At 67.2% G+C, this 16,681-nt stretch carries 17 protein-coding genes; 11 read left to right on the forward strand and 6 right to left on the reverse strand.

What is annotated here, in order from left to right; genetic code table 11:
- The first annotated feature begins 21 nt into the window (after window positions 1-21).
- From atpA to PYV02_RS12970, 6 genes are all read left to right on the forward strand, one after another.
- Window positions 22-1,665 (forward strand): F0F1 ATP synthase subunit alpha, encoded by a 1,644-nt coding sequence (atpA, locus tag PYV02_RS12945; RefSeq protein ID WP_275759468.1) that lies wholly within the window; start codon window positions 22-24, stop codon window positions 1,663-1,665.
- Window positions 1,666-1,727: 62 nt separating this feature from the next.
- Window positions 1,728-2,627: a F0F1 ATP synthase subunit gamma gene (locus tag PYV02_RS12950; RefSeq protein ID WP_275759469.1), complete on the forward strand. Its 900-nt coding sequence runs from the start codon at window positions 1,728-1,730 to the stop codon at window positions 2,625-2,627.
- Between the two features lie 19 nt (window positions 2,628-2,646).
- The gene (gene atpD / locus PYV02_RS12955) at window positions 2,647-4,107 is read left to right on the forward strand and encodes a F0F1 ATP synthase subunit beta (RefSeq protein ID WP_275759470.1); all 1,461 of its coding nucleotides are present in this window, start codon (window positions 2,647-2,649) and stop codon (window positions 4,105-4,107) included.
- A 2-nt stretch (window positions 4,108-4,109) separates the two neighbouring features.
- Window positions 4,110-4,370 carry a F0F1 ATP synthase subunit epsilon gene (locus PYV02_RS12960; protein WP_275759471.1) on the forward strand — a complete coding sequence of 87 codons (261 nt, stop codon included), beginning with the start codon at window positions 4,110-4,112 and terminating at the stop codon, window positions 4,368-4,370.
- A gap of 9 nt (window positions 4,371-4,379) precedes the next feature.
- Window positions 4,380-4,898: a P-loop nucleotide/nucleoside kinase family protein gene (locus PYV02_RS12965; RefSeq protein ID WP_275759472.1), complete on the forward strand. Its 519-nt coding sequence runs from the start codon at window positions 4,380-4,382 to the stop codon at window positions 4,896-4,898.
- A complete protein-coding gene (locus PYV02_RS12970; protein ID WP_275759473.1) occupies window positions 4,898-5,638 on the forward strand; it encodes a YaaA family protein in 741 nt (246 codons plus the stop codon). Before PYV02_RS12965 ends, PYV02_RS12970 begins: the two co-directional genes overlap by 1 nt.
- 1 nt (window position 5,639) lies before the next feature.
- Here the strand turns inward: PYV02_RS12970 and PYV02_RS12975 are convergent, their stop codons facing one another.
- Window positions 5,640-6,230 carry a DNA-3-methyladenine glycosylase I gene (locus tag PYV02_RS12975; RefSeq protein WP_275759474.1) on the reverse strand — a complete coding sequence of 197 codons (591 nt, stop codon included), beginning with the start codon at window positions 6,228-6,230 and terminating at the stop codon, window positions 5,640-5,642.
- Window positions 6,227-6,733, reverse strand: coding sequence for a methylated-DNA--[protein]-cysteine S-methyltransferase (locus PYV02_RS12980; protein ID WP_275759475.1), 507 nt, complete (start codon window positions 6,731-6,733; stop codon window positions 6,227-6,229). Before PYV02_RS12980 ends, PYV02_RS12975 begins: the two co-directional genes overlap by 4 nt.
- A 92-nt stretch (window positions 6,734-6,825) precedes the next feature.
- On the opposite strand from PYV02_RS12980, the gene PYV02_RS12985 reads away from it, so the two are divergent.
- From PYV02_RS12985 to PYV02_RS13000, 4 genes are read left to right on the forward strand one after another with little or no spacing between them, the layout of a single operon-like run.
- Entirely contained in the window at window positions 6,826-7,782 is a 957-nt protein-coding gene (locus PYV02_RS12985; protein ID WP_275759476.1) for an aldo/keto reductase, read from the forward strand.
- Window positions 7,783-7,823: 41 nt separating this feature from the next.
- Window positions 7,824-8,414: a TetR/AcrR family transcriptional regulator gene (locus PYV02_RS12990; protein ID WP_275759477.1), complete on the forward strand. Its 591-nt coding sequence runs from the start codon at window positions 7,824-7,826 to the stop codon at window positions 8,412-8,414.
- Window position 8,415: 1 nt separating this feature from the next.
- Window positions 8,416-10,149, forward strand: coding sequence for an ABC transporter ATP-binding protein (locus PYV02_RS12995; protein WP_275759478.1), 1,734 nt, complete (start codon window positions 8,416-8,418; stop codon window positions 10,147-10,149).
- Window positions 10,146-12,107, forward strand: a complete 1,962-nt coding sequence (locus tag PYV02_RS13000) for an ABC transporter ATP-binding protein (protein ID WP_275759479.1) — start codon at window positions 10,146-10,148, stop codon at window positions 12,105-12,107. The genes PYV02_RS12995 and PYV02_RS13000 overlap by 4 nt, the downstream gene beginning before the upstream one ends.
- Here the strand turns inward: PYV02_RS13000 and PYV02_RS13005 are convergent.
- The 4 genes from PYV02_RS13005 to PYV02_RS13020 form a co-directional block, all read right to left on the reverse strand.
- Window positions 12,104-13,141 carry a hypothetical protein gene (locus PYV02_RS13005; RefSeq protein ID WP_275759480.1) on the reverse strand — a complete coding sequence of 346 codons (1,038 nt, stop codon included), beginning with the start codon at window positions 13,139-13,141 and terminating at the stop codon, window positions 12,104-12,106. The two genes, PYV02_RS13000 and PYV02_RS13005, sit on opposite strands and share 4 nt — an antisense overlap.
- Before the next feature lie 86 nt (window positions 13,142-13,227).
- Window positions 13,228-13,626: a hypothetical protein gene (locus PYV02_RS13010; RefSeq protein WP_275759481.1), complete on the reverse strand. Its 399-nt coding sequence runs from the start codon at window positions 13,624-13,626 to the stop codon at window positions 13,228-13,230.
- A 4-nt stretch (window positions 13,627-13,630) separates the two neighbouring features.
- On the reverse strand, window positions 13,631-14,383 hold the full coding sequence (locus tag PYV02_RS13015) for a carboxymuconolactone decarboxylase family protein (RefSeq protein WP_275759482.1): 753 nt from the start codon (window positions 14,381-14,383) through the stop codon (window positions 13,631-13,633).
- Window positions 14,384-14,392: 9 nt separating this feature from the next.
- Complete coding sequence (locus PYV02_RS13020) at window positions 14,393-15,190, reverse strand: N-acyl homoserine lactonase family protein (RefSeq protein WP_275759483.1); 798 nt, start codon at window positions 15,188-15,190, stop codon at window positions 14,393-14,395.
- 260 nt (window positions 15,191-15,450) lie between these two features.
- On the opposite strand from PYV02_RS13020, the gene PYV02_RS13025 reads away from it, so the two are divergent.
- Entirely contained in the window at window positions 15,451-16,635 is a 1,185-nt protein-coding gene (locus tag PYV02_RS13025; protein WP_275759484.1) for an ABC transporter substrate-binding protein, read from the forward strand.
- Window positions 16,636-16,681: the final 46 nt, after the last annotated feature.

A 16,681-nucleotide genomic window follows, 5' to 3' on the forward strand; every position in this document is an offset into this window, starting at 1 on the left:
ATCCACCAGAAGGAACCGAAAATGGCAGAACTCACGATCAGCGCAGACGAGATCCGCGGCGCGCTCAAGGACTTCGTCAAGTCCTACGAGCCCGGCAAGGCGGGCAAGTCCGAGGTCGGAACCGTCGTGGATGCCGCGGACGGCATCGCCCACGTCGAGGGTCTCCCCGGCGTGATGGCCAACGAGCTCATCCGCTTCGCCGACGGCACCGCGGGCCTCGCGCTCAACCTCGACGAGAACGAGATCGGCGCGATCGTGCTCGGCGAGTTCACCGGCATCGTGGAGGGCCAGGAGGTCACCCGCACCGGCGACGTGCTCTCGGTTCCGGTCGGCGACGCGTTCCTCGGTCGTGTGGTCGACCCGCTCGGCGCCCCGATCGACGGCCTCGGCGAGATCAAGGCCGAGGCGCGTCGCGCGCTCGAGCTCCAGGCGCCCGGCGTCATGCAGCGCAAGAGCGTGCACGAGCCGATGCAGACCGGCATCAAGGCCATCGACGCGATGATCCCGATCGGCCGCGGCCAGCGCCAGCTCATCATCGGCGACCGCCAGACCGGCAAGACGGCCATCGCGATCGACACGATCATCAACCAGAAGGCCAACTGGGACTCCGGCGACGTCAACAAGCAGGTGCGCTGCATCTACGTCGCCATCGGTCAGAAGGGCTCCACGATCGCGGCCGTCAAGGGTGCGCTCGAGGATGCCGGCGCCATGGAGTACACCACCATCGTGGCCGCTCCCGCCTCCGACCCGGCCGGCTTCAAGTACCTCGCCCCCTACACCGGCTCGGCCATCGGTCAGCACTGGATGTACGGCGGCAAGCACGTGCTGATCATCTTCGACGACCTGTCGAAGCAGGCCGAGGCCTACCGCGCCGTGTCGCTGCTGCTGCGTCGTCCGCCGGGACGCGAGGCCTACCCCGGTGACGTGTTCTACCTGCACTCCCGTCTGCTCGAGCGTTGCGCCAAGCTCTCCGACGAGCTGGGCGCCGGCTCGATGACCGGCCTGCCGATCATCGAGACCAAGGCCAACGACGTCTCGGCCTACATCCCGACCAACGTGATCTCGATCACCGACGGCCAGATCTTCCTGCAGTCCGACCTGTTCAACGCCAACCAGCGCCCGGCCGTCGACGTCGGTATCTCGGTCTCGCGTGTCGGTGGTGACGCCCAGGTCAAGTCCATCAAGAAGGTCTCGGGAACGCTCAAGCTCGAGCTGGCCCAGTACCGTTCGCTCGAGGCCTTCGCGATGTTCGCGAGCGACCTGGATGCAACGTCCCGCCGTCAGCTCGCGCGCGGCGCTCGCCTCACCGAGCTGCTGCGCCAGCCGCAGTACTCCCCGTTCCCCGTCGAGAAGCAGGTCGTCTCGATCTGGGCCGGCACGAACGGCAAGCTCGACGAGGTGCCGGTGGAGGACATCCTGCGTTTCGAGGCGGAGCTGCACGACTACCTCGCGCGCAACACCAAGGTGCTCGACACCCTGCGCGAGACCAACGTGCTCGACGACGACACCACCGCTGCGCTCGACGCGGCCGTGGACAAGTTCAAGCTCGAGTTCCAGACCGGCGACGGCAAGCCGCTCAACGGCCCCGGCTCCGAGCAGTTCAAGGAGATCGAGCCCGAGGAGATCGAGCAAGAGGTCATCGTCAAGCAGAAGCGCGGCAAGTAGCGCTCGCGTTCGACGAGCTCGACCACCGAATCATCATCACGAAACCAGGGAAGTAAAGGCACATGGGAGCGCAACTTCGGGTCTACCGGCAGAAGATCAAGGCTGCCCAGACGACCAAGAAGATCACTCGGGCCATGGAGCTGATCTCCGCCTCGCGCATTCAGAAGGCGCAGCAGCGGGTCGCAGCATCCGGACCGTATTCGCGTGCCGTCACGCGTGCGGTTTCGGCGGTCGCGACCTTCTCGAACGTCGACCACGTGCTGACCACCGAGCCCGAGGTGATCGAGCGCGCCGCCATCGTGATCTTCTCCTCGGATCGCGGTCTCGCCGGTGCGTTCAACGCGAACGTGCTGCGTGAGGCGAACGAGCTGGCGGCGCGCCTGCAGGCGCAGGGCAAAGACGTGGTCTACTACCTCGTCGGCCGCAAGGCCGTGGCGTACTTCGCCTTCCGCAAGCGCGACGCCGAGCGCATCTGGACCGGCGGCACCGACTCGCCCGAGTTCTCGATGGCCAAGGAGATCGGGGATGCCGTCGTCTCCAAGTTCCTGCAGCCCGCGAGCGAGGGCGGCGTCGACGAGATCCACATCGTCTACAACCGCTTCGTGAGCATGCTCACCCAGGTGCCCGAGGTCGTGCGACTTCTGCCGCTCGAGGTCGTCGAGGGTGTCGAGCCGCCGGCGAAAGACGACGTGCTGCCGCTCTACGAGTTCGAGCCCGAGGTCGGCGATGTGCTCGACGCGCTGCTTCCGGTCTACATCGAGAGCCGCATCTTCAACGCGATGCTGCAGTCGGCCGCGAGCAAGCACGCCGCCACGCAGAAGGCGATGAAGTCGGCCAGCGACAACGCCGACAAGCTCATCAAGACCTACACGACGCTCGCCAACAACGCGCGGCAGTCCGAGATCACCCAGCAGATTTCCGAGATCGTGGGCGGCGCAGACGCCCTGAGCTCGGCGAAGTAACACGACAGGAAGAGAAACCATGGCTACCGCTACCAAGAAGGCCCCGGCCACGAAGGCTGCGACCGGCGTCGGCCGCATCGCGCGCGTCACCGGCCCCGTCGTCGACATCGAGTTCCCGCACGACTCGATCCCGGGCATCTACAACGCGCTCAAGACCACGATCACGATCGGCGAGGAGTCGAACGAGATCACCCTCGAGGTCGCCCAGCACCTCGGCGACGACCTCGTCCGCGCCATCGCGCTGAAGCCCACCGACGGCCTCGTGCGCGGCCAGGAGGTGCGCGACACCGGCGAGCCGATCACGGTTCCCGTCGGCGACGTGACCAAGGGCAAGGTGTTCAACGTCATCGGCGAGGTGCTCAACGCTGAGCCCGGCGAGAAGCTCGAGATCACCGAGCGCTGGCCCATCCACCGCAAGCCCCCGGCATTCGACCAGCTCGAGTCGAAGACCGAGCTCTTCGAGACCGGCATCAAGGTCATCGACCTGCTCACCCCCTACGTGCAGGGTGGCAAGATCGGCCTCTTCGGTGGTGCCGGTGTCGGCAAGACCGTGCTCATCCAGGAGATGATCCAGCGCGTCGCCCAGGACCACGGTGGTGTGTCCGTGTTCGCCGGTGTCGGTGAGCGCACGCGTGAGGGCAACGACCTCATCGGCGAGATGGAGGAGGCGGGCGTCTTCGACAAGACCGCCCTCGTCTTCGGCCAGATGGATGAGCCGCCGGGAACGCGTCTTCGCGTCGCGCTCTCCGCGCTGACGATGGCGGAGTACTTCCGCGACGTGCAGAAGCAGGACGTGCTGCTGTTCATCGACAACATCTTCCGCTTCACGCAGGCCGGTTCCGAGGTCTCCACGCTGCTCGGCCGTATGCCGTCCGCCGTGGGTTACCAGCCGAACCTCGCCGACGAGATGGGTATCCTCCAGGAGCGCATCACCTCGACGCGTGGTCACTCGATCACGTCGCTGCAGGCCATCTACGTTCCCGCCGACGACTACACCGACCCGGCTCCCGCGACCACCTTCGCGCACCTGGATGCCACCACGGAGCTCAGCCGCGAGATCGCGTCGAAGGGTCTGTACCCGGCCGTCGACCCGCTCACCTCCACCAGCCGCATCCTCGACCCGCGCTACCTGGGCGCCGACCACTACCGGGTCGCGACCGACGTGAAGGCGATCCTGCAGAAGAACAAGGAGCTGCAGGAGATCATCGCGATCCTCGGTGTCGACGAGCTCAGCGAAGAGGACAAGATCACGGTGTCGCGTGCGCGCCGCATCCAGCAGTTCCTCTCGCAGAACACCTACATGGCCAAGAAGTTCACGGGTGTCGAGGGCTCTACGGTGCCGCTGAAGGACACGATCGAGTCCTTCGACGCGATCGTGAAGGGCGAGTTCGACCACGTCGCCGAGCAGGCCTTCTTCAACGTCGGCGCCATCTCGGACGTCGAGGAAGCCTGGGCGCGCATCCAGAAGGAGAACGGCTAGTCATGGCCGACCTGAAGGTCAGCATCGTCTCGGCCGATCACGAGGTGTGGTCCGGTCTGGCGAAGCAGATCGTCGCGCGCACCACCGAGGGCGAGATCGGCATCCTGCCCGGCCACGAGCCGATTCTCGCCATTCTCGGCGCCGGCGAGGTGCGCGTCACCTCGCCGAACGGTGAGGTGTTCACGGCGAACGCGGACGACGGTTTTCTTTCGGTGGAACACGACACGGTCACGGTCGTCGCACGAAACGCGGAACTGGTCTAAGTTCGAGGCATGCTCATCGTGATGGCCGGGCTCCCCGGCGCAGGCAAGTCGACGATCGGGCAGGTGCTGGGCTCCAGGCTGGACATCCGTGTGGTGTCGGTGGACCCGATCGAGTCGGCCATCCTGCGCGCAGGCATCGACGCGGATCAGCCGACCGGTCTCGCGGCATATCTGGTCGCCGAAATGCACGCCGAAGGCGCGCTCGAGTCCGGACGCAGCGTGATCGTGGATGCCGTGAACGCGGTCGATCCGGCGCGCGAGCAGTGGGTCAATCTGGCCGCGCGCGAGAAGGAGCAGCTGAAGTTCATCGAGGTGATCTGCTCAGACACCGAACTGCACCGCCAGCGCATCGAGGCCAGGGAGCGGCGCCTGCCGCACCTCGAACTCACCTGGAACGCGGTCGAGCAGAGCCTCGAGGAGTACGCCGAGTGGAGCGGTCCGAGTGCTGCGGTGGCGCGCATCACCCTCGACTCCGTCGAGCCGCTCGGCGTGAACGTCGAGCGCGCGCTGGCCTTCATCGGCTCGTAGTGCTGCTGCTGCTTCCGCCGTCCGAGACCAAACGCGACGGCGGCGAGGATGCCACTGCCCTCGATCTCGCCGCCCTCTCGTTCCCGGAACTGACCGCGCAGCGGCGGGCGGCGATCGCGGCCCTGCGCCGCGTGTCCCGGAACGTCGCCGAGGCGACCGCGGCACTCGGCCTCGGCGCGACGCAGCGCTTCGAGATCGACCGCAACCGGGCGCTCACGGTCTCGCCGACGATGCCCGCGCTCGAGCGCTACACGGGCGTGCTCTACGACGGCATCGGGACCGAGGCGCTCACCCAAGCCGAGCGCGCGTTCGCGGGGGAGCACCTCGTCATCCACTCGGCCCTGTTCGGGCCGGTGCTGGCCGGCGATCCGATTCCGGCCTACCGTTGCTCGCACGACTCTCGGCTGCCGGGGCTCTCGCTGCGCAGACACTGGCGCACCGCGGCGAGTGCGAGCCTCGCCGGGCACGCCGGCCTCGTGCTCGACCTGCGGTCCGAGCCGTACGCCGCGCTCGGTCCGGCGCCGCAGGCGGTGACGATTCGCGTGGTCTCGGAGAACGGCGCCGGACGGCGCGTCGCGATCAGCCATGCCAACAAGCACGCGAAGGGTGCGTTCGTGGGCGAGGTCGTCCGTGCCGGTATCGTGCACGAGTCGACGGACTCGCTGCTGGCGTGGGCGGCCGATCGCGGCATCCGCCTCGAACGGGCGACTCCGGGAGTGCTCAAGCTCGTCGAGGGCTGACTCAGGTCGCGCGCCAGCATCCCTCGAGGTGGTCGTCCACCATGCCGGCCGATTGCATGAGGGCGTACATGGTGGTGGGGCCGACGAAGCGGAATCCCCGCGACTTCAACGCCTTGCTCATCGCGGTCGATTCCGCCGTGACCGCATCGAGTTCCGCGAAGCTGCGCAGTCGTCGAGCGCGCGGTGCGGGGGCGAATCCCCACAGCAGTGCGTCGAGGGCACCGGGCGCACCGTCGGTCAACTCGAGCGTCGCGCGCGCATTGCCGATGGTCGCCTCGATCTTCGCGCGATTGCGGATGATGCGGGCGTCCGCCATGAGTCGCTCGACCTCCTCGGGGCCGTACTGCGCGACGCGGTGCGGATCGAAGTCGTCGAAGGCCTCTCGGAAGCCGGGCCGGCGCCGCAGGATGGTGATCCACGAGAGCCCCGCCTGGAATCCTTCAAGGCTGAGCTTCTCGAACAGCGGGCGGTCGCCGTGCAGCGGCGTGCCCCACTCCTCGTCGTGGTAGCGCCGGTATTCGGCGTCGTCGCCGACCCAGCCGCAGCGCGGCAGCCCATCCTCGGCAACGGCGATCTCGGTGCGTGGGCTCATCGGTGCTCGATGCCCTCGTGGTCGAGCAGCCAGACCTTGGTCGGGATGCCCTCGCCGCCGGAATACCCGGTGATGCGACCGTCCGCGGCGAGCACGCGATGGCAGGGCACGATGATCGGCACCGGATTGGCCCCCACCGCGCCGCCGACGGCCCGCCCTGCGGTCGCCCGGCCCGTGGCGTGGCCGAGCTCCCCGTAGGAGATCACCGCGCCGAACGGGAGCTCGGTGAGGCGGTGCCACACCGACTGCTGGAAGTCGGTGCCCTGCAGCGCGACCGGCACATCGAAGTCGTGCCGTTCACCGGCGAAGTACTCCTGCAGCTGGAGCACGGCGTGCTCGAGCACCTCGTCGCTGCGCTCGGCCTCGTGCTGCCACGGCAGCTCGCCGCCGCGTTCGATCGCGAGCGCGATCACCGCGTCGCCGTTGCCGACGAGTTCGAGTCGGCCGATGGGAGACTGCATGCGGCGAAGGGAGGTGGGGGAGGAGGTCGTGCGACTCGGCATGCTCCGACTGTAGCCGCGGCATCCGACCCTCACTGGCGGGATTCGGACCTTGGGGACCAGCGCCGCGCCCGCGGGGAGTGCAGGATGGGAGCATGACGGCGATTGAGTACCGCACCCTCGGCGCGAACGGCCCGCTGGTGTCCACGATCGGGCTGGGATGCAACAACTTCGGCAGACCCGGAGCCCGCACCGAAGACCAGGAGGGCACGACGGCGGTCGTCGACGAGGCGATCGAGCGCGGCGTGACCCTGTTCGACACGGCCGACATGTACGGTCGCACCGCGAGCGAGACGTTCCTGGGCGTCGCACTGCGCGGGCGCCGCGACCGCGTGGTGATCGCCACGAAGTTCGGCCACTCCGGCTACGACATGGGCATCGCGCCCGGCGCACCGAAGGGATCGCGCGAGTACATCCGCACCGCGGTGGAGGGTTCGCTCACGCGCTTGCAGACCGACCACATCGACCTCTACCAGCAGCACACGCCCGACCCGGCGACCCCGATCGCGGAGACGATCGGGGCGCTCGAGGAGCTCGTCGCGGAGGGCCGCATCCGGTACTACGGCCACTCGAACTTCTCGGCCGAGCAGATGGTGGAGGCACAGGACGCGGCCGCGCACGCCGGCGCTACCGGCTTCGTCTCCGCGCAGGACGAGTACAGCCTCGTCGCGCGCGGGGTCGAGCGCGAGATCCTCCCGACGGCGCAGCGGCTCGGGCTCGGGTTCCTGCCATACTTCCCACTCGCGAACGGCCTCCTCACCGGCAAGTTCACCCGTACCGAGCGGCCCGCGGACACCCGCATCGCACGTCAGCGGCCCGAGGTCGCCGACGATGCGCCGTGGGATGCGATCGAGGCCTACGCGCGCTTCTGCGCCGAACGCGGACGAACCATGTTGGAGGCCACCTTCGCCTGGTTGCTCGCGCAGCCGGCGGTCACGAGCGTGATCGCGGGTGCGACGACGCCGGAGCAGGTCGCGCAGAACGCTGCGGCATCCGTGGCCTGGAAGCCGAGCGCGGATGACGTGGCCCGGATCGGTGCGATCTTCGGCTGACGCCGTTGCGGAGTGAGTGCTCACTCAGTTAGCATCGGCGAGTGATCGAGACCCGCCGTGCCGCCCCGATGGGGCTCGAGGCGCGCCAGGACATGATCATCGCCGCGGTCACGCCGCTGCTGCTCGAGCACGGCGCGAGCGTCACGTCCCGCCAGATCGCCGAGGCCGCCGGCATCGCCGAGGGCACCGTCTTCCGTGCCTTCGGCGACAAGGAGAGCCTGATCGCCGCGGCGGTCGAGCGCTACCTCGATCCTCTGGCGTTGCACTCCGCCCTGCGCTCGATCGACCCCGACCTGCCGCTCGACGACAAGCTCCGTGCGATCTTCGGCTTGCTCCGGGAGCGCTTTCGCGGGGTCATCCGCATGTTCGCGATGTTGCCGCAGAGCCAGCACGAGCCTCGGGAGCCAGGCCCGGCGTTCGGAGCGATCATCGCGGAGCTGCTGGAGCCGCATCGCGACCAGTTGCGTGTGCAGCCCCAGGACGTCGCCCACTACGCCCGATTGGTCGCGTTCGCGTCCGCGATCCCGGTCTTCGGCGAGAGCCTGCCGATCGGCGACGACCAGATCGTCGACTTCCTCATGTACGGCGTGAAGCATCCCACCACCACGAGCATCACCGAAGGGAAGCCGTGACGTGCTCCTGAAACTCATCATCCGATTCGTCAAGCCGCACTGGCCCCTGATCGTCGGAGTCGTCGTGTTCCAGCTCGCGCAGTCGATCGCGAGCCTCTATCTGCCCAGCCTGAACGCCGACATCATCGACAACGGCGTCGCCACGGGCGACACCGCCTACATCCTGATGATCGGCTCCGTGATGCTCGGCGTCACCGTCGTGCAGATCGTCGCTGCGATCGTGGCGGTCTACTTCGGAGCCAAGGCGGCGATGGGACTGGGTCGCGACCTTCGCGAGGCGATCTTCGTGCAAGTCGCCGCCTTCTCCGAGCGTGAGGTCTCGAAGTTCGGCGCCCCCTCGCTCATCACCCGCACCACGAACGACGTGCAGCAGGTGCAGATGCTCGTGCTCGTCACGTGCACGCTGCTCGTCTCCGCGCCGATCCTCGCGATCGGCGGCGTCATCATGGCGCTGCAGCAGGACCTCGAGCTGTCGTGGCTCATGGTCGTCGCCATCCCGGTGCTACTCGTCGCGATCGGCGCGATCATCTGGCGCATGGTGCCGCTGTTCCAGCTGATGCAAGCTCGCATCGACCAGGTGAACCGCGTGCTGCGGGAACAGCTGACCGGCATCCGCGTCGTCCGCGCGTTCGTGCGCGAACGACTCGAGACCGCGCGATTCGAGCAGGCCAATGCGGATGTCACGGCCACCGCGTTGAGCGCCGGCCGTCTGTTCGCCCTGGTGTTCCCCGTCGTGATGCTCGTCATGAACGTCGCGAGCGTGGCAGTGCTGTGGTTCGGGGCGTACCGCATCGACGACGGCTCGATGCAGGTCGGCTCGCTGACGGCGTTCCTGACCTATCTGATCCAGATCCTGATGGCGGTGATGATGGCGACCTTCATGGCGATCCTGATCCCGCGCGCGGCGGTGGCGGCGGATCGCATCGGCGACGTGCTCGCGACGCCGACGTCGGTGGTGCTCGCCGAGCATCCCGTCACCGAGCTGGAGGACCGGGGCGTGATCGAGTTCGACGACGTGTCGTTCGCCTACCCGGGCGCCGACCAGCCCGTGTTGCGCAGCGTCAGCTTCGTCGCGCGACCGGGGCAGACCACGGCCATCATCGGCAGTACGGGTGCGGGCAAGACCACACTGGTCAACCTGATGCCGAGGCTCTTCGACGTTACCGGCGGCGCGGTGCGTCTGGACGGGGTCGACGTTCGCGAGCTCGACGCCGACGTGCTCTGGGGGCGCATCGGGCTCGTGCCGCAGAAGGCGTACCTGTTCTCCGGCACCGTTGCGAGCAACCTGCGCTATGGCAAGCCCGACGCCACCGACGAGGAGCTCTGGGCCGCGCTCGAGACGGCGCAGGCGAAGGAGTTCGTGCTCGCGATGCCGGGTGGCCTCGAGGCGCCGATCGCGCAGGGCGGCACGAACGTCTCGGGCGGTCAGCGGCAACGACTGGCGATCGCCCGTGCACTCGTCAAGCGCAGCCAGGTCACGGTGTTCGACGACTCCTTCTCGGCCCTCGACACCGCGACGGATGCCCGGCTCAGGCGAGCGCTCGCGCGAGCGAACCGGGGCGCCACCACCATCATCGTCGCGCAACGCGTCGCCACGATCGTCGATGCGGACCAGATCCTCGTGCTCGAGGACGGGGAGATCGTCGACCGCGGCACGCACGACGAGCTGCTCGCGTCCTCGGCGACCTATCGCGAGATCGTCGACAGCCAGCTGAAAGCCGAGGAGGCAGCGTGAGCACCGCAACCGCACGACCGGCACCGCGCCGTGGCCCCGGAGGTGGTGGCCCCTTCGGCCAGGCGGGCATGCCGGTCGAGAAGTCGATGAACTTCGGGCCTTCCGCGAAGCGCCTGCTGGGTCGTATGCGTCCGCATCGTGCCGCGCTCGTGCTCGCGCTGCTGTTCTCGGTGGCGAGCGTCACGCTCAGCGTCATCGGTCCGAAGCTGCTCGGCGACGGCACGAACATCATCTTCTCGGGGGTCGTCTCGAGCCAGCTGCCGTCCGGGATGACGCAGAAGCAGCTCATCGAGCAGCTCCGCGCTTCGGGGGATGATCAGCGGGCCGACTTCCTCAGCGGCATGACGTTGACGCCGGGCGCCGGCATCGACTTCTCCGCGCTGCACATGGTGCTCGGGCTGGTGCTGATCATCTACGTGCTCGCATCCGTGTTCTCCTGGCTGCAGGCCTACATCCTCAACGGCATCGTGCAGCGCACGGTCTACCGCCTCCGCGAGGACATCGAGCGCAAGATCAACGTGCTGCCGCTGAAGTACTTCGACGGGATGCAGCGCGGCGAGCTGCTCAGCCGCGTCACGAACGACGTGGACAACATCGGCCAATCGCTGCAGCAGACGCTCAGCCAGGTGATCACCAGCCTGCTGACGGTGATCGGCGTGCTCACGATGATGTTCGTCATCTCGCCGATCCTGGCCCTGATCGCACTCGTCACGATCCCGCTCACCCTGCTCATCACGGCGGTGATCGCCAAGCGCTCGCAGAAGCTCTTCGTCGCCCAGTGGACCCACACCGGCGCGCTCAACGGTCAGGTGGAGGAGGCGTACTCCGGTCACGCACTGGTGAAGGTGTTCGGCCGTCACCGCGAGGTCGCGGCGCGATTCCAGGAGAAGAACGCCGAGCTCTACGAGGCGAGCTTCGGCGCCCAGTTCGTCAGCGGCATCATCATGCCCGCGATGATGTTCGTGGGAAACCTCGTCTATGTGGCCATCGCGGTCGTCGGCGGGTTGTTCATCGCGAACGGCTCGATGAGCCTCGGGAATGTGCAGGCCTTCATCCAGTACTCCCGGCAGTTCACCCAGCCGCTGAGCCAGCTCGGCTCGATGGCCAACCTGCTGCAGTCGGGCGTGGCATCCGCCGAGCGCGTCTTCGAACTCCTGGATGCCCCGGAGCAGAGCCCAGACCCCGAACCGGCCACCCGGCTCGAGCGCACCGAGGGGCGGCTCGCCTTCGAGCACGTCTCCTTCCGCTATCGGCAGGACGAACCGCTCATCGACGATCTCTCGCTGATCGCCGAGCCGGGCCAGACGGTCGCGATCGTCGGGCCCACCGGCGCCGGCAAGACCACCCTGGTCAACCTCATCATGCGCTTCTACGAACTCGACGGCGGTCGCATCACGCTCGACGGCGTGGACATCGCGACCATGAGCCGAGACGACCTGCGCTCGCGCCTGGGGATGGTGCTGCAGGACACCTGGCTGTTCGCGGGCACCATCCGCGACAACATCCTCTACGGCCGACCCGATGCGTCGGAGGACGAGATGATCGAGGCCGCCCGTGCCGCGTACGTCGACCGATTCGTGCACACCCTCCCGGACGGCTACGACACGGTGCTCGAAGACGAGGGTGCCAACATCAGCGCGGGTGAGAAGCAACTGCTGACCATCGCGCGCGCCTTCCTGGCCCGGCCGAGCGTGCTCATCCTCGATGAGGCGACGAGCTCGGTCGACACCCGCACCGAGGTGCTCGTGCAGCACGCGATGCGGGCGCTGCAGTCCGATCGCACGAGCTTCGTGATCGCGCATCGTCTGTCGACTATCCGCGACGCGGACCTCATCCTCGTGATGGAGGCGGGTGCGATCGTCGAACAGGGCACGCACGCCGAGCTGCTTGCCAAGAACGGCGCGTACAGTGCGCTCTACGCGGCGCAGTTCGCGGCCGCCGTCGGCGACGACGACTAGGGGTCGATGCCCGACTCCGGCCGCGGGGCGATGTTGATGCTCTGGTTGAGCTCGTCGACCTGCGCGTTGAGGTCGTCGAGCTCGGCCACCAGCGCGTCGTACTCGGTGACCCGCGCGTCGATCGACACGTAGAGCGCGTCGAGGTCGGCCTGGCGGGACATCAGTTCGCTGCGTTCGCGATTGAACTGGCCGTAGCTGTCGAAGTCGCCGGCCTCGGCGCGGGCGTTGAAGTCCAGGATGTTGGCGTTCAGCTCGTCGTATCCCGCGTTGTAGGCGGCGTAGTCCGCCTCGATCGACGCATGGAGTTCGTCGAGCCGGGCAACGAGGGCGTCGATCGCGGCACGCTGCTCGACGAACACCGCGTTCGAGCGGTCGTGCAGCGCGACGAGCTCGCCTCGGTCGGCGAAGTAGGCCGCGTAGTGGGCCTCCAACTCCTCGCCCAGGTCGGCGTACTCCGTGCCCAGTATGGAGTGCAGCTCGTTCGCGCGCTGACCGGGCTCGGCTTCGGCGTAGAAGGCGAGCGTGTCGGCGAGCTCCGTGTCGTCGGCGCGAGCGGCGACCTCCGCCTCGAGCAGCGCGGTGATGCGCCGGCGCTCCTCGGTGCCCATCCGGTCCCACACGGCGTGCAGCATCTCGTGGGCGGCGACGACCTCCTCGATGCCGTCGAGGCGATCGTCGGTGACATCGAACAGGTGGATGCGCTTGGTGGAGTGCACGTAGCATCCGAGCACGCCGACGTCTTCGACGTGGGCCGCGCAGATCTCGTCGAACGCGTCGTCGGATTCCACCTTGGGGCGACTCGCATAGAACATGAAGCGGCCCTCGTCGGTCATGCTCGACCGGTCGGCGTACGAGGTGATGGCGGCGCTCGGCTCGTACTGCCACACCGCGATCTGATCGATGAGTCTCTGCGGATTGAACGCGACGAAGGCGATCACCGCAAGCAGTGCGACGTTGAGCAGTGCGGCGAGCACGATCGCGACCGCCCGGCCGACGCTCAGTCGCTCTCGCGGTGCATCCGGCTCATCACTCACGGCTGGAACTCTAGTGGGTCGATCTGTGATCTCTGCTCAGGCTTCCTGTGGTTCGTGCACGGCGTCGTTCATGGCACCGGATCGCGTCACGGCCCACCGCGGACGAGTCGTCCGCACGAGTAGATGAAGTCGAATCCGTATCGGATGAAGCAGTAGTCCAGCGTTGCGGGGTCGACGATGTGCACCTCGACGGATGCATCCTCACCGATACCGGCCACGAGATGTCCGTGCGGGGTCATCGCGGCATGCACCGGTTCGGTCGCCTCGGTGCCGCCGACGGCGAAGGTGAGGTCGCCGTCGAAGACCGTGCCGTCGTCAGCCGACGTGGTGACCACCATCTCGACGATCCCATTGCCCTCGTCGTCGGCGGCGCCGGTCCACGCCCCCACGAGCTCCAGCTCGGCGTGGCCGACCGGCGGGGCGGCTGTGCAAGCAGTCAGCGCGAGGGTGGTGACCGCGAGCACCGCGATCGGGCGCTCGATCATCTGCTCATGCTTCCGGCGCGAGTTCTCGAAGGATCGCGGCGCCCACCGTGACCGTATTGATACCGATCAGGCTCGCGATCTCCATCACCTCGAGAATCTCATGCACGCTCGCGCCGTAGCCGAGCGCGTTCTCGATGTGCAACTTCAGGCCCACGCGGTAGAGGTGCGTCGACGAGGTGTCGAACGCAATGTAGATGAACTCGCGCATCTTCGGTGAGAGCGAGCCGTGGCGCCAGGGATGCGACGAGAAGGCGGTGTAGGCCTCGAACAGCGCGGGGTCCAGCTCCAGCATCTCGTCCCAGGTCGCGTTCCAGTACCCGCGGTCGCGGGTGAACTCCGCCTTGATGCGCTCCTGCTCGGCGTCGAGCGGTGCCGGCGCTGTACGGATGCCCCGTTCGCCGAGCACCTCGACGAGCACCGGCACTCCGAGATTCATCGCATGGATGCCGAGTGTGGCCGTGCACTCGAGCACCTCCATGATCTCGGCGCGCGATGCTCCGGCGGCGAGAGCAGCCTCGATGTGACGTCGCACGCCGGGCGCATGGAGGTTGGTCGTGGCAGCATCCACGGTGAGAGCGACGAACGCCTGCGCCTTGGCGTCGAGGTGACGCTGACGTCGAGGCACCGACGCGAACCCGGTATAGGTTGCGAGGAACTCAGGATCGATCTCGAGGATGCTCTGCCAGCCGTCATCCCAGGTTGCCTGGGAACGCTCGAACTCGTCCTTGATCTCCTGCTGGCGGGGGGTGAGCGGCATCGACTCGCCTCAGGCCAGGACGGTGGCGATCTCGCCGGCTGCCCCGGGCGCTGCCGGGAAGCGCTCGCGGGTGCGTCCGTCGTGACCGGGCACGACGGTGGCGCCGGTCTGCTTGGCGAGCGCCGTGATGAAGGCGAGTCCGGCCTTCATCTCATCGAGATCGGTGAAGGCGAAGAAGGGCCACTCGTGGTCGACCTGCTCATAGAAGTGAGCGGCGTCGACACTGAGGATGATGCCGCCCGACGCGGTGTCGATGCGGGTGAGCAGTTCGCCGGGGCAGTGGCCGCCGATCGGGTAGACGGTGATGCCGGGGTAGACCTCGGTCTCCTCGTCAATGAGGATCAGCCGGCCCTCCTCTTCGGCACGGTGTACCGGGGCGAGGTCGTCGACAGTGGAGAACTCGCCCTCCAACTGGCCCGCCGCCTCCTTGCCGAACCAGTAGTCGCGCTCGGCTCGGCCGGAGACCACCTTCGCGTTCGTGAAGAGACCCAAGTACCCGATGTGGTCGTAGTGGTAGTGGCTCGTGATCACCATGTCCACGTCCGCGGGATCGATACCGAGGATCTCCAACGCCTTCGGCGTCGGCGTCACGCTGATCTCGCCGAGCCAGTCGTGCTTCGGGATGTCGTACCCGGTGTCGACGAGGATGATCTGCTCGCCGTCGCGAACCACCCAGAAGTTGTAGTCCATGTCCAGGTCCCCATCGGGAAGTCCGTACTGGGTGTAGTCGTGGAACACGTCGGCCTTGCGCACGACCCGCTCACCGTACTTCACAGACCAGACCGAGAGCCCGCGTGCATCGGACATAGAGAAACTCCTTCGTTTGCCTACTCCGGGTCCTGCTTCAGGAACCGATTGGCACGACTATATGATTGTCGGACAATGCTGGTCAAGCCGGGGTGCGATTCGGCCGGATTTACCCCGGATCGGTTGACACGGCGGGGGTTCGCGGGCACCATGGTCCAAGATTGTCCGACAATCAGACAGTAATTCAAAGCTAAGCACGACACTCCCACTCACGCGGGACGGCGGTGAAGCCGCCCGCAGACAACAGCAAGGGGTTTGCAATGAAGCGAATCATCCCAGTCGCCACCGCGATCGCGGCGGCGACGGCGCTCACCCTCGCCGGCTGCGCCGGCGGCGGCGGAACATCCTCCGACGAGAAGATCATGATCGGCGGCATCGCCGGTACCACCGGTGCCTACGGTGCGGTCGGTATCGCTGTGATCAACGGCACGCAGATGGCGGTCGATGAGATCAACGAGGCCGGCGGCATCGATGGTCGTCAGATCGAGTTCGTCTGGGACGACGACGCAGCCGATGCGACGAAGTCCTCGCAGCTCTTCCAGCAGTTCGTGAGCGACGGAGCCGTGGCGATCCTCGGTTCGCCCGACACGGGGCCGACCACGGCGGCACTCGGCGACCAGATGCAGATCCCGGTGCTCGGCGCCGTCGATGACGGCGGCCTCACCGTGTACCCGAACGGCCCGGACGAGCCGCCGTTCGCGTGGACCTTCAGCACGTCGCTCAACACCTTCGCGTGGGGCGGCAAGCTCGCCGAGTGGTCGATCGACAACTGCCCGAACGGTCTCGCGATGCTCCACGACCCGACCACCTACGGACTCGGCGGGCTCGCCGGGTTCGAGATGGTGTTCGAGGAGACTGGACACGACTTCGCCTACGTCGAGTCGATCACCGAGAACTGGGGCAGTGGTGCCACGGTCAACCTCGACGCCGAGATCCAGAAGATCGTGGACTCCGGTGCGAGTTGTGTCGAGGTCTGGCTCACCCCGGGCGACGAGGCCGCATTCATGCAAGAGATCGCCTCCCTCGGCATCGACGACCTGATCGTGCTGGGCAACGACGTCACGAACGCCGACGCCACCTTCACCGACCTCGCCGGTCCGGAGGGCAACGGCATGATCTCCGCGCTGCTGACCTCCGATGTCTACCCGAACGATCGACTCCTCGAGTGGCAGCAGCAGTACCGCGACCTCTTCGACGGCCTCGAGCCGGGTCCGTTCGCCGAGCTCAGCTACGACGCCGTGTACATCCTGAAGCAGGTCATCGAGGATGCAGACGGCAAGACCGACCCGGAATCGATCCGCGCCGGCCTCAACGAGCTGACCGACTTCGAGGGCCTCACGGGCAGCCTCTCCTTCACGGAGCAGATCCACACGACCATCAACAAGGAGCAGCTCACGATGGTGCAGTGGAACTACGAGACCAAGAAGTGGGAGCCGATCGAGTAGCGGCACTCTTCATGATCCTCGGCAGGGCGACGCGCCCTGCCGAGGA

This window comes from Antiquaquibacter metalliresistens, from assembly GCF_029211225.1.
Classification (GTDB): Bacteria; Actinomycetota; Actinomycetes; order Actinomycetales; family Microbacteriaceae; genus Rhodoglobus; species Rhodoglobus metalliresistens.

What these genes read in the sequence shown, in the direction of transcription:
- atpA (WP_275759468.1), top strand. Translation starts at nt 22, where the DNA reads ATGGCAGAACTCACGATCAGCGCAGACGAGATCCGCGGCGCGCTCAAG.
- PYV02_RS12965 (WP_275759472.1), top strand. Translation starts at nt 4,380, where the DNA reads ATGCTCATCGTGATGGCCGGGCTCCCCGGCGCAGGCAAGTCGACGATC.
- atpD (WP_275759470.1), top strand. Translation starts at nt 2,647, where the DNA reads ATGGCTACCGCTACCAAGAAGGCCCCGGCCACGAAGGCTGCGACCGGC.
- PYV02_RS13010 (WP_275759481.1), bottom strand. Translation starts at nt 13,626, where the DNA reads ATGATCGAGCGCCCGATCGCGGTGCTCGCGGTCACCACCCTCGCGCTG.
- PYV02_RS12960 (WP_275759471.1), top strand. Translation starts at nt 4,110, where the DNA reads ATGGCCGACCTGAAGGTCAGCATCGTCTCGGCCGATCACGAGGTGTGG.
- PYV02_RS12975 (WP_275759474.1), bottom strand. Translation starts at nt 6,230, where the DNA reads ATGAGCCCACGCACCGAGATCGCCGTTGCCGAGGATGGGCTGCCGCGC.
- PYV02_RS13020 (WP_275759483.1), bottom strand. Translation starts at nt 15,190, where the DNA reads ATGTCCGATGCACGCGGGCTCTCGGTCTGGTCTGTGAAGTACGGTGAG.
- PYV02_RS13015 (WP_275759482.1), bottom strand. Translation starts at nt 14,383, where the DNA reads ATGCCGCTCACCCCCCGCCAGCAGGAGATCAAGGACGAGTTCGAGCGT.
- PYV02_RS12950 (WP_275759469.1), top strand. Translation starts at nt 1,728, where the DNA reads ATGGGAGCGCAACTTCGGGTCTACCGGCAGAAGATCAAGGCTGCCCAG.
- PYV02_RS12985 (WP_275759476.1), top strand. Translation starts at nt 6,826, where the DNA reads ATGACGGCGATTGAGTACCGCACCCTCGGCGCGAACGGCCCGCTGGTG.
- PYV02_RS12980 (WP_275759475.1), bottom strand. Translation starts at nt 6,733, where the DNA reads ATGCCGAGTCGCACGACCTCCTCCCCCACCTCCCTTCGCCGCATGCAG.
- PYV02_RS13025 (WP_275759484.1), top strand. Translation starts at nt 15,451, where the DNA reads ATGAAGCGAATCATCCCAGTCGCCACCGCGATCGCGGCGGCGACGGCG.